The organism is uncultured Candidatus Kuenenia sp., assembly GCF_900696675.1.
Taxonomy (GTDB): domain Bacteria; phylum Planctomycetota; class Brocadiia; order Brocadiales; family Brocadiaceae; genus Kuenenia; species Kuenenia stuttgartiensis_A.
The window spans coordinates 1-14,622 of record NZ_CAADGZ010000002.1; the positions used below are offsets into that span (position 1 = coordinate 1).

Here is a 14,622-nt window from a genome sequence, read left to right on the forward strand (position 1 = left end):
CATTAAGTTAAGCAAACGGCCGCAAAAGTCCCACTTAATAAAGGGGGGGGGAAAAGGGGGTTGTTTTTGATCAAATAATTCATAGCACCTTAGTTATTTGAAAAATCCAAGTGGACATAAAAAGCAATGTAGCCCCTTTAGGGGCGGTCTGTTTGTAGCACAATAAAATTCAACAGGTAAATAGCTCCGCAGGAGCGGCCTGTATATGATTGACAGGAAGACAGGCCGCTCCTGATTATAGAGACAGGTTTCAAACCTGTCTCTACGATCTGTTATGGTATCCTATCTACAAACAGGTTGCTACTACGGAGCTTATCGGTAATACGCTTTTTTTAAAAACCAAAGTGTTACTCATTTTTAGATTACTTGTATATCACCACGTCGGGTAATGAAAAAAACTGCGATATATCTATTTTCAGCATTTCCGCTGTCCTGGCATTGATCGTGATTGTCAATTTTTCCGGTTTCATACAGCGTGGCGAATTTTGTGAGGGGTCATGCAATAACTCCTGCGCCATTTTTGCCGCCTGTTCACCCATCGAATAATACTCCGGGGAGATAGAGACCAGCGCACCGGTCCTGACAAGCGCACTCGAAGTACAAAATATGGGCAGGCGGTTTTCCGTTACCGCATCCTGAAATATGCCGATTGACTCCTTTGAAATCACGGTATCGTCCGGCACTACCCACAAAACGTCAATTTTCTTACGGAAATCGTCAAGCGCGGGTTTGATGGCATTTCCGGAAGTAACCTTTCTGGTAATAAACTTGTAGCCGTGCCTGCCGTCTAAAGACGTTAGTTCTGACACAATCTTTTCGGTTTTTGCCGGGTCATATATTATCCCGATCGTTTTTTGCGACTGAAACATCTTATTCACTACAGCAAATTGTTCTTCGAAAGGCACGCTGGAAGAGATGCCGTAGATATTTTCGCCGCTCAAATCCAGCAGTTCATGATTAATAACGGCGCAAAACAGCAGGGGTATATTGCTGATGTGTTTTCTTGCGAGCGTTGTTGCAAGGACTCCTATGGTGATGATGATATCCGGCTCAGGTTTGAGTTCCTGTATAATTTGGATGTCCCGTTTTCCTTCTTCAATGTCTCCTTTTAAATCGTACGTTGCCATGAGAGATATACCGTAATGACGGCACTGCTTTTTAAAACCTTTGGCAACGTCATTATATGCCGGAATATCCAGGCTTTTCACGATAACGGCGCGGTATCCGCTCCCATTTGCATTTGGAATAGCCCCTAACATTACGGCAGCAAACAATGCCAGAAAAAAAACGAAAACGGGTGCTATCTGCTTTGAAATGTTGCCAATAAAGGCGATTGAAAGGTGCGATGCGGCGTGAACCAATTCCTGTCCCTGTGTATGCATACCCATCCGGTTCCCTGGAGCTAAAATTGATAACTTAATCCAATAAAAAACGACCTCCCGGGACGGGGAAGGTCGCTTGACATGGATGCAGTCCCCGGGTCATTGTAATCCTTGTCGAGCAGGTTAAACACCGTGCCCTGTATTTCCATCGTCCTGAAAAATTCCTTGCCAATTACGGAAAGATTCAGCAATGCATATGAAGGCATGTCATCCCTTGCGTCATCAGCCTCCCTCGACCGCCTTCCACTGACAAATGTGTTTACGTTGGTGTTTATATATTTCCAGTAACGCACGTTTACCCCAAAGTTGCCCTTGTGCCGGGCGACGTATGGCAAATCGTTGCCGTTGTCATCATTAGGATCCTGAAACGAATAATTCATAAACAGGTAGTTGCCTCCACCAATATCCACATTCGTTTCCATTTCGACTCCATGCACGTGCCCGTCTCCATAATTTTCGTAACGTAAGGTGGTGCTGCCGGGAGTTAACGGCCGCTTGACGATAAAGTCCTGTATATCGTTGTAAAAATAATTTAAACCGCCCGTAACATATTTGTTAAATCTATAACTCAATCCCGCTTCATAGGTCTTGATAATTTCAGGGTCGAGGTCTTCGTTTCCCTGAAGTGCCGGATTGTTTTGGATGTACATTTCCATAAAATCCGGCGCGCGGAATGCCTCTCCGTACAGGAGTTTCAGCGAGGCGTTTTTCATAAACGCCCAGGTCAGGCCGGTGCGTGGACTGGTTGCCCCGCCAAAATCGCTGTACTGGTCATGGCGCACCCCCAGCGTTAAGTTCAGGGTGTCTGTCAAGTCCCAGGTATCCTGTAAATATACGGACAATATCCGGCGGGTCGCCTCTTTCAGATACGGGTAGGTATCTGAAAGATTTTGTACTGCGTCAAAGACTTCGTAGGTTGCAGGATTAAAGTTGCTTTGATAGCGGACGTTTCCCTGATTCACCCAACGATATTCCAGTCCTACGGTGAGGATGTTTTTATCAAATAACTCATAATCAAAGGGCACTTCCGCCCCTGCTATCCTTTCAATCTCACTGCCAATGCCAATAAAACCATCAGGAAATGATACCGTGGTGTCGTAGACGCCGTCCTTGTTTGTGTCAAAGGCGAGTACCGAGCCTTCCGGGTATGCTTCAATTTCAGGCCTGATATCGAATTGGTCATAATAAATTCTTGGCTTTATGGTAAGTCCCCCGTCAAAAATCTTTTTGTATCCTATTTCGCCGAAAACATAATTGTTTTCTATATCGGAATCATTGCTCAACACGTATTGGGGACCGACAAAGGTTTCCCTGTTTTTATTGTTATACCATCCATGAAACCACAGGTTATCGTACTCAACTTTGAGATTCATTGCGAATTCCTGCCGTTTATCATGCACATTTCCAGGCGTATTTGATGCCGAAGTGCCAAAAACTTCATCGAGCGTTGTCTGCACGTCTCTCTCTAACGTACCGCTAAAACCATCCGTTGACCGGTAATGAAGCATGCCGGAGATGTCAACCTTCCCGTATTTCTTGCCGAATATAACATTCTCCTCGTATGTGTTAAAACTCCCGTAGCCGCTGCTTATTCTGGCGCCGTCGATATCGCCTGCATCCTTAGTGATGATATTGATGACGGCCAGGAATGCATTTTCTCCGTACACTGCGGATCCAGGCCCTCGAATAATTTCTATCTTCTTTATATTTTGCACCGGGAAGTCATCAAAAGCGTTAAAGGAACTCCCCTTCAGGGGACTGTTTACAAAGTGTCCATCAAGCATCAGCCTTACCTTGTTTGCGGCCTCAAGGCCACGCACAGCCGGCACCACGTCGCCAAAATCAGGCAACTTAAGGATTTCAAATCCAGGCACGGTCCTTAAGATTTCCGCAAAGGTGCGGTAGCCCAGGTGTTTGATTTCTTCAGCCGTTATTACGGTAACAATTCCCGGCGCCTTGCTCACGGGTGTTTCATGTCTCGTGGCAATGGCTACCCCTTCGCTTTCAAGCCAGAGAACTTCAGAGGAATGCATATCTAATACCGAAGTATCAATACCACCGTTGGATGTTTGAGAAACCGGTTTTTGAGGCGTTTCCCACTGATGTGCCGTTTCCGTACCGGCAGCAAAAAGTGTCCCGGAAATGCCTGCAAGAAGAAAGATGAAAAACAGAAACGCCGCGATAATGTTTCCACATTCGTTTTTTTCAAAATTACGATTCATATTTGATTCTTTCAAATTCTCCGCCTACTTCCGAATGGTGTGATGTGAGAAGAGAGGTGTAAAGTAGAGATGACAGGAAAATGCTTTTTCAATCTGCGGTAGCATTAAACCAAAAATGAGTAAGATTTCAAATATTTTTATTCTTGTAGTTAAATTGAACATCAGAAAATATACAACAGTTTAGCCTTTTGAAACTGGAAATTGTCATTTGTATTGCGACGAACCGCATCGCACGACAGACGACTATCCATCAACCTTTTGTTTTTAATGCTGGTTTTTCAAAATGCAGAACTGTAAAGAATGGATTAGATGGGGCTTACGTAAAGTTTGTAGCATTGGGTTTTTTATCATTTGAATTTGTTTTGTATTTCGAATTTGGTTGCGGCCAGAGGCCGCGCCGGGAACTTAGTGGACTTAGATATCGGATGAGGAACGAGTCGTAACCGTTTATAGCAGATGCTTCGCCTCTACGCATTGAAATTCCTTAGCATTCCATCAGGTATTCTGCGGTTTTTCCTGTGTTTCTTCCCGTTTGTTGTTTTCATGCACCGTGTTGCTGCCGGGGAATGGCACATAGGAACGAATATGAATATCTCTTTGGGGAAATGCAATTTCTATTTTATTTTTGCGAAATACTTCATCGATGCTAAAACGCATCTCGCTCATGGCAAACCATCGTTTTCCGGGGTCATCCGCCCAATAGAATAATTTAAAGACAAGCGAGCTATCGCCAAAATCATCAAACCGTACATAAGGTTCAGGGAATTTCTTTACATTCTGATTTTGTGCGGCAATTTCTAAGAGGCATTTTTTTACGAGGGCGACATCAGACCCATAAGCAACCCCCACCTGAACACTGCCCCGCATCACGGAATCAGGCAATGACCAATTTGTCACCCTGCCTTCAACGAACTTTGAGTTGGGTATGGTTAAAACAAAATTGTCCGGGGTGATCATTGTGGTGCTTCGGGTGCTGATTTTTTCAATAGTGCCTAATGTCCCGTCGTCAAGGATTACCACGTCGCCCACACGCATTGGTCGTTCAAGTAAAAGTATGATACCGCTGACAAAATTACTTATGATGTTTTGCATGCCGAATCCGATCCCGATGCCAAATGCGCCGGCAAAGAAGGCAAGGCTGCGTAAAGGTATTCCCGCCAGATTGAACCCGATAAGCACGGCGATGGCTACGATAAAATATCGGATAAGGTTGGAGAACGAATGCTTAAGCCCTCGTTCCATTCCCAGCCTGGAAAACACCCTTTCTTCCATCAATTTTTTTATATAACGCGCAAGGAAGAAAAACGCAACCAATACGAGTATTGCAAAGATAATTCTCAGCGGCGTTGTGTACCTTCCCTCCTGCATTACGAAACGGTACAACAGGCCATTGCCAATGCTCCTGAAAATTATGCCTACCTGTGCAAAAATCTTCTGAATAAGATAGGGCGCGGCGGGAGAATCCACTGCATCCCGGAAGGTTCCCATCCATATCCGTACAATAACTATCGCACAAACAATGGAGGCGACGTAGTTTAATGAGATACCGTAAGCCGCAGTCGCCGCATTAAATTTCTTTTCTTCGGGGGTGTTCTTTTCTATTTTTCTCGCCGCAAAAAGTCTTTCTCTCATTCTGCTTATCCGGTAAAGCAGGAATTTCGCTATCCATAGAGCGATAATTGCGGCAACTATACTTTTTATACATGTTTTCAGCAGTACATACGTCAATATAGGATATCCCAGACTGCGTATCGCAAAAAGAGAGACGACAAACACCACAAACACCGGGTAAATAATGCCAATAATACGCTGAATGAGCCTTCCCAACTGGCTGTTCTTTCCAGGCAACAATTTGAAAAACAGGGATTTTTGGGTTGCAAGCCACAAAAGCAGGAGCAGCATTCCTATTCGATAGATGAACCAGAACAGGTCAATAACGTCTCTTTTGTACTGAAATACGGTAAGTACCGTAATAAAAGACAAGGAAATGAGGGAAAAGAGCAAAATGATGCTTAATGACTTGTAAATATGCTTTGGTGATATGTAGGCGAGTGAAACAACGAGTTTCCTGTGTCCCTTTTCCGGACCGAAAGACTCCACAAGAAAACCTTTCAGCGCCGTATAAAGAGAAATATATAATAGTATATACATCGCTGAAGTTGTTGACGGTATTTTTACAGGGAATAACGCGCGTATCAATATGCAAAGGACCGCCACCCAGAGCACAGTAATACTCTTATCCAGTATTACAAGCAGGCTGGGGAGCAACCGCGATTTAAAATAGGTAAAGGTTATTGATTCATGCAACTGTTGCAGGGTGTCTGTGCTCCATCGGCGTATATACCGGTTGGAAAAATAAAATAATGCTATGAGTGACGTCAATCCAAGGCATCTTAACCAGAAACGAACCGTATTTTTCTCAAGAGTAATATATGCCGCTGCGTTTTTCATATGGCTCTTTGCTGTTTCAAGAAGAGCATGAATACCTGAAGGAAGGTTTATAACATCAAGGTAAATTACGTCAAAGGTTTGGGTGGTTATCTGCACTTCATCCCTTTTCCATATGTTTGCCGCTTTCATCTGTTGTAATTTTTCTTTGACATTTGAAAGCACTGACATGCCATATTCCCTTATTTCCAGACGTTCATATAAAATATTTACTCTTTCCAGAACAAGAGAGAACTGTTCTTCCTGCGCCTTGATTCTTTGTTCCACATGATTAATTGCCTGCTGCGCCAATTCCTTATCGGCAAAAGAGGAAACTTCCTTTTTAATATTTGACATCTCTTCGCTGGAAAGGGCAAGTTTATCAGAAAGGAGTTTCTTCACCTGATCTAAGGAAACAATAAGGCTTTTTACTGAATTGACCGCCTCTGAATAACGCTTTTCCTCCGCAGCGACCTTCTTTTCCATTTCCTCGATATCTTTTGCCGTGGCGCCCTTACTCAGAAAAACGCCAATGTCTGCCTGTAATTTCTTAAGTTCGGTACGCCCTTTATATCGCTGTGCGCCTTCCGTAATAAGTGCGTCCTTCATTTTTGCCACCATACCGTTCTGTTTGTAGACTTCTGCCTCTAATTCCAGCACCCTCTTTTTTTCCGGGGAGGTGGTTATCATTTGCTCCTGAACAATTTCTTCTCCTTTCTTAGCAGCCTCCTGTATGGTTTTTTCCGTCTCTGCCCGGGTGACCTCCGCAGCCTTTTTTGTAACTTCTTCAACCTTTTTTGCGTACGCCAGCTCTTCCTGTTTTCTTTTCAATTCTTCTGTTTTCTGCTTTTCCTCCAAAAGGCCGGCTTTTTCTGCCAATAACTCCGCGTTGAATTCTGCAGACTTTAGCGCCTGAATTGCTTCATCATATTGAATTTTTGCTATCGTCAGTCTTTTTTTAAATATTGAAATCCATAGATTGCTTACCTCCTTTTGCCAGAACAAAACATTGTTTATCTTTTCCTGCACCAGACTTTCCAATGTACTGCCGGCAGTATCCGCTTTCAATGACTCCAGCACCTTAACAAGCCCTTGCATGATAACGGGCGCTTTAAGCCTGTAATCCTCCAATTCTTTTGTAGCAATGGCAATTAATGATTCTTTTTCTTTCATGCTTGCCTGCGCCGCTTTGATATATCCCTTTGCAATCTCAGCTTCCTGTCTGACAAGCGCCGCCTGGTCGGCAGGGGTTGCTGCAATTGTTTCATTTAACTTTAACGCTGAAGATAATAATGAAACGTAATTTGCATATATCCTTACCTGATGCTGAAGTGCTGCGATGAGATCCTCGCACTCTTCTAATTGCTCATTGCCCGCGTCAATCTTTTCTTTTAGGATGCCGATCTCTTTGTCTAACAATTCCAAATATTTCACATGCGGTTCTTCTGCCGGGTAGGTATTTTTTTCTTCCGTTAATTTTTTAAGGTAGGAAGATGTTGATTCCCGATCGCTTTGCAATTTCAAAATTGCCGTTTCATTTTCAGTAATAGTCTTTTCTGCGCTGACCTTTATTTCTTCGAGTCTATTTTTCGCCTTTTCAAGATCTTCGTTTTTTATTGCCGTACGCTGTCCCGTTAGTTTAATCTCATCTGCTTTTTTCTCAACGGCAACGGTTTGGTCCTGTGCCTGTGTATACAGGGAAGTCCACAGTAAACACATTGCCACGCATACAACAACTTTAATGGTGTACTTTTTTAAGGTTTTCAACTGAAAAAATACCTCCTATGGCTAAGTTAGGCTAAGGTTTCAAAAGCCAAAAACCCAACGGCATTCATTTTTACCCACCTCCGATCCCTCTCAAGAGGGGAATTTTATAAGTCCCCTCTTGGGAGGGGATTGAGGGGTGGGTTTGTTCATTATTTAACTGAAAATATTGAAATTCCTAAACATAAAACTATGGGTTCTGGTTGCAAACCTGTCACCCCTTAAATTCAATTTTATGAAACAATTTAGAGGCGCTATGATGCAGCATTATGCAGCCTATGGAATATAATAGTATAAGAATCGTCAGCCAATCTAAAAAAGGGGCAACTACATGCAGATCATAATAAGTAACAAATCCCAGCAAACCCGTCGCAAAAAGATTCCTTATAAAGAAAAAAGTATAGAACAACAGGGCAATAGCCGTATTTGCGAATACATATTTACAATATACATAAACAAAGATAAAGGGGTAACAGATTTGGAGAAGACAGCTTACGATGCCTAAAATATTTGAAATAGCATTGCCTTCAACAAAGACCACGTCGATTCCCGTTGACAATACATATTTCGAAAAAAGATATACTCCAAAACCTGCCACGGTTACCAAAAAAAAGTTTTTTACCCATCGGTAACACGCTTCTAAATGTTTGACCGCTTTAATGTACTGCGTATCCATTTTATTATTATTGCGGATTGTGACGTTGAGCGCATTTCTTACGTTATAGGACGTAAAAAAAAGGTACGCGATAGTAAGGGTAATTATGGTTGCTGCATCTCCGGCTATATCGGGGGGGCTTGGGGTATGTATATCATACCTGTTTGCGGGGTCATCCGCCTGGATAATATTAAAAAAGATAAATGCGTTTAGGGTATTTTCCGTAAAAAAACGCAGATTAATACCGATGAAGTTTGTGAAGGCGCTTAACCCCAAATCCTTTATTGCTAAATTAAGTATTGTGTACTTGTTATTAATTCCTTGCAACCTGAGCACCTGTTTCTTATCAAAGATATGCGATTTTTAATGATTACAACATGTTTCCATTTTTGGTTATCGGAAAACTGTTGCAAATATTAATGAATCGATTATAAAGTACACACTAGGGCTTTTCAATAGAAAGTATCTGCCAGACACCCTTTACACTGTTCAAATGCCGTCTTTTTTTCTTCTCATAAATATGCGTATTGTATATAATTTTACCTTCCTTGTGTCTTATAACGGTCACGATTAAGGCCCAAAAAACCCGATTACGTATCTTTATTTTTATAGGTAACATTTTAGTTTTTGAAAAATTCCAATAATCGCAAAGCAGGGGCGAGGCACTTGCCGTAAATTGTCATAAATGTGCTCATGCCCAAACGGGCAAGTGCCTCGCCCCTGCTTTCTTAAATGTGTAGGCAAGGCGGATAACATCCTTTATAAAATGCGAAAAAGATGCCTTTTTTTTCTATTTACCCTCATGGCGGTCTGTTGGAGCATAGGCCCGTTTGCATGGATTGTATTAACCTCCTTCAAACCCCCTTCAGAGATTATGCAATTGCCTCCCGTTTTCCCTGAAACGTATGTCCTTGACTCTTACAAAAACGTCCTCTTTAAAAGCCATTTCCCGTATTATTTGTTCAATAGTTTCATGGTCTCGCTTTCTACCGTATGCGTAGCCATACCATGTGCATTGCTCGCCGCCTACAGTGTTTCGCGTTTTTCGTTCAGAGGGAAAACGGCGATATTGTTTATGATTGTTGTTTTGTTTACCCTTCCGTCGATCTGTCTTGTTGCCGCCCTGTATAAACTTTTTTACACCCTGGGGTGGATAAATTTACCCGTTTCGCTTATTTGTGCCTACAGCGCCCACAACTTTCCATTGGCGCTATTTCTTATGATAAAATATATTGATAAAATACCCATCGAAATGGATAACGCCTCTCTCATTGACGGCTGTACCCATTTTCAGGCGCTTAGGTACGTTATTGCGCCAATTGCATTGCCGGGGCTGATTTCCACAGCAATTCTAACCTTTATTTTTTGCTGGAATGAGTTTCTGTTTGCCCTTACTTTTACCCTTGACGAATCCTCCAGGCTCGCTTCTGTAGGCATTGCCCTGTTCCAGGGCACATATGAGGTTCCGTGGGGAGATATTGCCGCAGCTTCAGTGATTGTTACCGTTCCGCTCCTTATTTTTTTACTTGCCTTTCAAAGGTATATCGTACAGGGCATTATTTCCGGAGCGGTGAAAGAATGAGAATTCACTTAAGAAATATTACAAAATATTACAAACACACCGCTGCGGTGAATTGCCTGAACATGGAGATACAAGACGGTGAATTCCTTGTAGTACTCGGATCGAGCGGGAGCGGAAAGACCACGACATTAAATATGATCGCGGGGCTGGAGACTCCCTCTTCGGGAGATATTTATTTTAATGATAACCTTGTAAATACTGTGCCTCCCGGCAAAAGGGACATTGCCCTGGTGTTTCAGAACTATGCCTTATATCCGCATATGAAAATATTTGACAATATTGCATTTCCTCTCAGGATACGAAAGGCAAAGGATCTAAATGAAAACGTGGAAAATACCGCCAGGATGCTGGGAATAAACAACTTATTGCAAAAGTATCCAAAAGAACTTTCCGGCGGCGAAAAACAGCGGGTTGCACTGGCAAGGGCGCTCGTGAGAAATCCGCAGGTATTTTTAATGGACGAACCTTTGAGCAACCTTGACGCACGCCTAAGAATTTCAGCGAGGGGGGAATTAAAAAAACTTCAAAAACAACGGAATGTTACCACCGTCTACGTTACCCATGATCAAACCGAGGCGCTCACACTGGGAGGCCGGATTGCTGTTATGGATAAGGGGCATCTGCAACAGATAGGGACTCCTTATGAAATATACAATGCGCCTCAAAACACCTTCATCGCTGGGTTTGTTGGCGCTCCGGCCATGAATTTTGCAGAGGTGCGGCTAATCACGGCAAGTTCTTTTGCCTTAGGGGAAACAATCCTTGAATCCCCGGTTCCCCCGGCAAATACGCCGCAGGTTATTCTGGGGATACGTCCTGAAAAATTGCAATGCGTTTCGCCGGATTTTAAAAACGCCATTAAAAGCATTGTGGAACATATTGAATACCTTGGGCATGAATCAGTATGCCATGTGAGGATCTCCCCGGATATACTTTGGTCAGTAAAAAATACCGAATCAACGGTCTCGGCTGGCGACCTTGTTGGCCTGGCATTTTCCCCGGATGCGGTTCATTGGTTCGACCAGTCAACAGGAATGAGAATCCTAGACAGATCTGTTAATACCATGCATACGTGAATATCTTTTTCAAAAAACTAAAGTGCTACGCAATAAGAGAAAACAGGAATAGCAACTATATTACAGTTGCACATTTTTATTTTGCTGTTATATTTATAGCATGAGTAAGGCTGAGAAATTATTGAGGCGTTTCTTATCAAAGCCAAAGGATTTCACCTATGATGATCTTAAAAGTCTTCTGGCTGGATTTGGTTATGAAAAGGCAAAGTCAGGCAAAACTGCCGGGTCGGGGGTAACCTTTATTAATCCGGAAACAAGGCATATTATAAGATTGCATAAACCACACCCGGGAGTTGAGCTTAAGAGATATCAATTGGATTATATAGAAGAAGCATTAAGAAATAAGGGGTTAATACAATGAAGGATGTTTTAACGTACAAAGGTTTCACGGGAACTGTGCATTTCAGCGCAGAGGATAAAGTTTTTCATGGGAAAATCGAGGGTATAGATGACCTTGTAATCTTTGAGGGTCATAGCGTAGAAGAACTAATAAAGGCATTTCACAATGCGGCGGATGATTATGCTGCTCTTTGTAAAGAAATGGGTAAAGTGCCTATAAAGTCATATAGGGGAAGTTTTAATGTTCGTATACCGCCAGAGATGCACAGAAAAGCAGCCGAGAGAGCTATTCAAAAAGGCTTGTCATTAAATCAGCTTGTTCAAACAGCAATAGAGAAAGAATTGGTACATAATTGATCACCTGAAAATAGAGGGACACTCCCTGATTAATTCTTAAAATACATGAAGTGTCCTATCCCGACCCAACTTTGGGCGATGGACGAAGGACGAACATCGTCCATCATCTATCATCCGTCGTCCATCATTAGAATGGAAAGTACTTACAGCAGGCAATCGGCAAATTGTAGACTGTGGATTGCCAACTGCCGACTGTTTTTGCCGGTAGGTTTCGCGCAAAGCCTGTTCATCCGCCGAATACCATTTGCCGACCGCGTAATCCTGTCATATTGACACATCTAAAAGGGTGGTTTTAAGCAAAACACTGTCACAATGGCATACTCTTGTTTATGTAATCCGTAAAGATTTTTTTGTGCAAAAAACTTTTCACATATCCTATTGTGATTAAATAAGTTAATTTGCAGGGGAAAAAGAAGTCAGCTGAGGGGCGGCAGGCATTGTTCGGCATACTGTTTGCTCCGTTAATTCAGCCGTTAAAAGATTTATTAAAGTCAGCAGTACATACATTTGGAGGAAACTTTGTTATGTCGGCAAAAAAAATTATTTATGATCACGACGCGCTGGAGGCAATCAAGATTGGCGTAAAACAATTAGCAGATGCGGTAAAGGTAACGTTGGGACCGAGGGGACGTAATGTTATTATTCAAAAAAGTTTTGGTTCGCCAACGATTACGAAGGACGGGGTAACTGTTGCGAAAGAAATAGACTTGCCCGACCACATGCAAAACATCGGTGCGCAAATGGTAAAGTCCGTTGCCGCAAAAACGAGCGATGTTGCCGGTGACGGAACAACCACAGCTACGGTGCTTGCAGAGGCAATATTTGTAGAAGGGCTTAAGAATGTTACTGCTGGAGCCAACGTAATGGCGTTGAAGCGCGGCATAGACAAGGCCGTTCAGTGTGTAGTGGACAAGCTGCGGCAGATGAGTATTCCGGTAAAGGGAAGAAAAGAGGTTGAGCAGATTGCCACGGTAGCCTCTAATTACGATGCTGAAATCGGTAAAATTATCGCCGACGCTATGGATAAGGTCGGCAAAGATGGCGTGATTACGGTAGAGGAAGGCAAAAGTTTGCAAACTGAAGCGAAATGGATTGAAGGATTGCAGTTTGACAAAGGATATCTCTCTCCTTATTTCGTCACGAATCCTAACACGATGCAATGTGTTCTGGAAGACCCTTACCTGCTTATTCATGAGAAAAAGATAACCACCACCAAGATGCTGGTGCCGATATTGGAGAAAATTTCTCAAACAGGCAAACCTCTTTTGATTATTGCCGAAGAGATAGAAGGCGAAGCCTTGACCTTGCTTGTTGTGAACAAGCTTCGTGGGTCGCTGAAATGCGCTGCAGTTAAGGCGCCGGGTTTTGGTGATAAACGCAAGGCGATGCTGGAAGACATCGCTGTCCTTACCGGCGGCCAGGCTGTTTTTGAAGATTTGGGTATTAACCTTGAAACGTTAGAATTAAGCGACCTTGGCCGCGCAAAGAAGATAGAAATCGACAAGGAAAATACAATCATCATCGAGGGCGCCGGTGAAAGCAAAAAAATCAAGGATCGTATTGAACAGATAAAAAGGGAAATCTCGACTACCACATCGGATTACGACAGGGAAAAGCTTCAGGAGAGGCTTGCCAAGATGGCTGGCGGCGTGGTAATGATCAATGTAGGCGCGGCAACGGAAAGTGAAATGAAGGAAAAGAAGGCGCGTGTTGAAGATGCACTCCATGCAACCCGAGCTGCCGTTGAAGAAGGCATCCTTCCCGGCGGAGGCGTATCACTTCTCAGGTCTATTTCCCCCCTGAATGATCTTGCCCTTACAGGCGATGAAAAAATAGGCGTTGATATCCTTCAGAGGGCTTTAAGGGCGCCATTAAGACAAATCGCAGCGAATGCAGGGGTTAGCGCTGCAATTGTCGTACAGAATGTTGAAAATGCGAAAGGAAATGACGGCTATGATGCGGGGGCAAACCGGTATTGCGATATGGTGAGCGAAGGCATCATTGATCCGACGAAAGTGGTGAGAACCGCACTGCAAAATGCAGCGAGCGTTTCCACTTTGCTGCTTACAACAGACGCCATAATAGGCAAGATACCGGAGAAAAAGAAGACCCCTCCAATGCCTCCTGGCGGCGGCTATGGTGGTTATGGAGATATGTATTAATTTTTTTACGTTTTTACCGGCATCACAAAAAACCCCGCTTTTGCGGGGTTTTTTATTTCGGCAGAATTTGGCGCTAATGCCAGTTTTATCATTATTTCTTTGCAGATGCTTATGCTGCAAATTCTCTTGTACTTGAAAATGAAAATTGTTATATTGACATCGTTTTCCTTTTGACTTGGAGGTTTCATTCTAAAATGATTTCAAATGATAACGACACTTATTACAAAGCCGATGCAAAACAAAATAAGATAGAACAAATCTTAAGCGAATTTTTTTCTTTTGCCGGGAAAGAATATTCTTTCGATTCAATGTCTCCCTGGAAACCCCAGGCAGATATTTACGAAACACCTGAAGACATTATTGTAAAAATGGCCATTCCTGGCACTAAACCGCACAATGTGCAGGTTTCTTTTTCAAAAGACACCCTTACGATAACTGGTCACAGAACTGACGACTCACCTCACGAAAAGATATGTTTCTATCAGGTAGAAATCAGGTATGGATATTTTGAAAGAGCATTTTATATGCCCAAACCAGTTGATACAAATAATATAAAAGCCTCATACAAGGAAGGTTTTTTACAAATAATCCTGCCAAAAATTCAGCAAAAAGAGCCGGAAGCATTTGCCATAAAAATTAACCTTTAACCATTCCCT

Annotated in this window: 10 protein-coding genes; 6 read left to right on the top strand and 4 right to left on the bottom strand. The window is 42.8% G+C overall.

Annotation, left to right across the window (positions count from 1 at the left end; translation table 11 throughout):
* Positions 1 to 362 precede the first annotated feature (362 nt).
* From QZT26_RS00490 to QZT26_RS00505, 4 genes are all read right to left on the bottom strand, one after another.
* Positions 363 to 1,388, bottom strand: a complete 1,026-nt coding sequence (locus QZT26_RS00490; RefSeq protein ID WP_295099981.1) for an ABC transporter substrate binding protein — start codon at positions 1,386 to 1,388, stop codon at positions 363 to 365.
* 14 nt (positions 1,389 to 1,402) lie between these two features.
* The gene (locus tag QZT26_RS00495; RefSeq protein ID WP_164994385.1) at positions 1,403 to 3,619 is read right to left on the bottom strand and encodes a TonB-dependent receptor; all 2,217 of its coding nucleotides are present in this window, start codon (positions 3,617 to 3,619) and stop codon (positions 1,403 to 1,405) included.
* Between the two features lie 480 nt (positions 3,620 to 4,099).
* Positions 4,100 to 7,798: a mechanosensitive ion channel domain-containing protein gene (locus QZT26_RS00500; RefSeq protein WP_295099982.1), complete on the bottom strand. Its 3,699-nt coding sequence runs from the start codon at positions 7,796 to 7,798 to the stop codon at positions 4,100 to 4,102.
* A 211-nt stretch (positions 7,799 to 8,009) separates the two neighbouring features.
* Positions 8,010 to 8,777: a hypothetical protein gene (locus tag QZT26_RS00505; protein WP_169704061.1), complete on the bottom strand. Its 768-nt coding sequence runs from the start codon at positions 8,775 to 8,777 to the stop codon at positions 8,010 to 8,012.
* Positions 8,778 to 9,330: 553 nt separating this feature from the next.
* Between QZT26_RS00505 and QZT26_RS00510 the strand changes: the two genes are divergently transcribed.
* The 6 genes from QZT26_RS00510 to QZT26_RS00535 all read left to right on the top strand — a co-directional run bounded on the left by QZT26_RS00510 (position 9,331) and on the right by QZT26_RS00535 (position 14,613).
* Positions 9,331 to 10,032 carry a carbohydrate ABC transporter permease gene (locus QZT26_RS00510; RefSeq protein WP_164994388.1) on the top strand — a complete coding sequence of 234 codons (702 nt, stop codon included), beginning with the start codon at positions 9,331 to 9,333 and terminating at the stop codon, positions 10,030 to 10,032.
* Positions 10,029 to 11,108, top strand: a complete 1,080-nt coding sequence (locus QZT26_RS00515; protein ID WP_295099985.1) for an ABC transporter ATP-binding protein — start codon at positions 10,029 to 10,031, stop codon at positions 11,106 to 11,108. Before QZT26_RS00510 ends, QZT26_RS00515 begins: the two co-directional genes overlap by 4 nt.
* Positions 11,109 to 11,208: 100 nt before the next feature.
* Positions 11,209 to 11,469 carry a type II toxin-antitoxin system HicA family toxin gene (locus QZT26_RS00520; protein ID WP_295099987.1) on the top strand — a complete coding sequence of 87 codons (261 nt, stop codon included), beginning with the start codon at positions 11,209 to 11,211 and terminating at the stop codon, positions 11,467 to 11,469.
* Positions 11,466 to 11,804 (top strand): type II toxin-antitoxin system HicB family antitoxin, encoded by a 339-nt coding sequence (locus QZT26_RS00525; protein ID WP_295099989.1) that lies wholly within the window; start codon positions 11,466 to 11,468, stop codon positions 11,802 to 11,804. Before QZT26_RS00520 ends, QZT26_RS00525 begins: the two co-directional genes overlap by 4 nt.
* 524 nt (positions 11,805 to 12,328) lie before the next feature.
* Entirely contained in the window at positions 12,329 to 13,966 is a 1,638-nt protein-coding gene (gene groL, locus QZT26_RS00530) for a chaperonin GroEL (RefSeq protein ID WP_295099990.1), read from the top strand.
* A 194-nt stretch (positions 13,967 to 14,160) separates the two neighbouring features.
* Entirely contained in the window at positions 14,161 to 14,613 is a 453-nt protein-coding gene (locus QZT26_RS00535; protein ID WP_099325071.1) for an Hsp20/alpha crystallin family protein, read from the top strand.
* Positions 14,614 to 14,622: the final 9 nt, after the last annotated feature.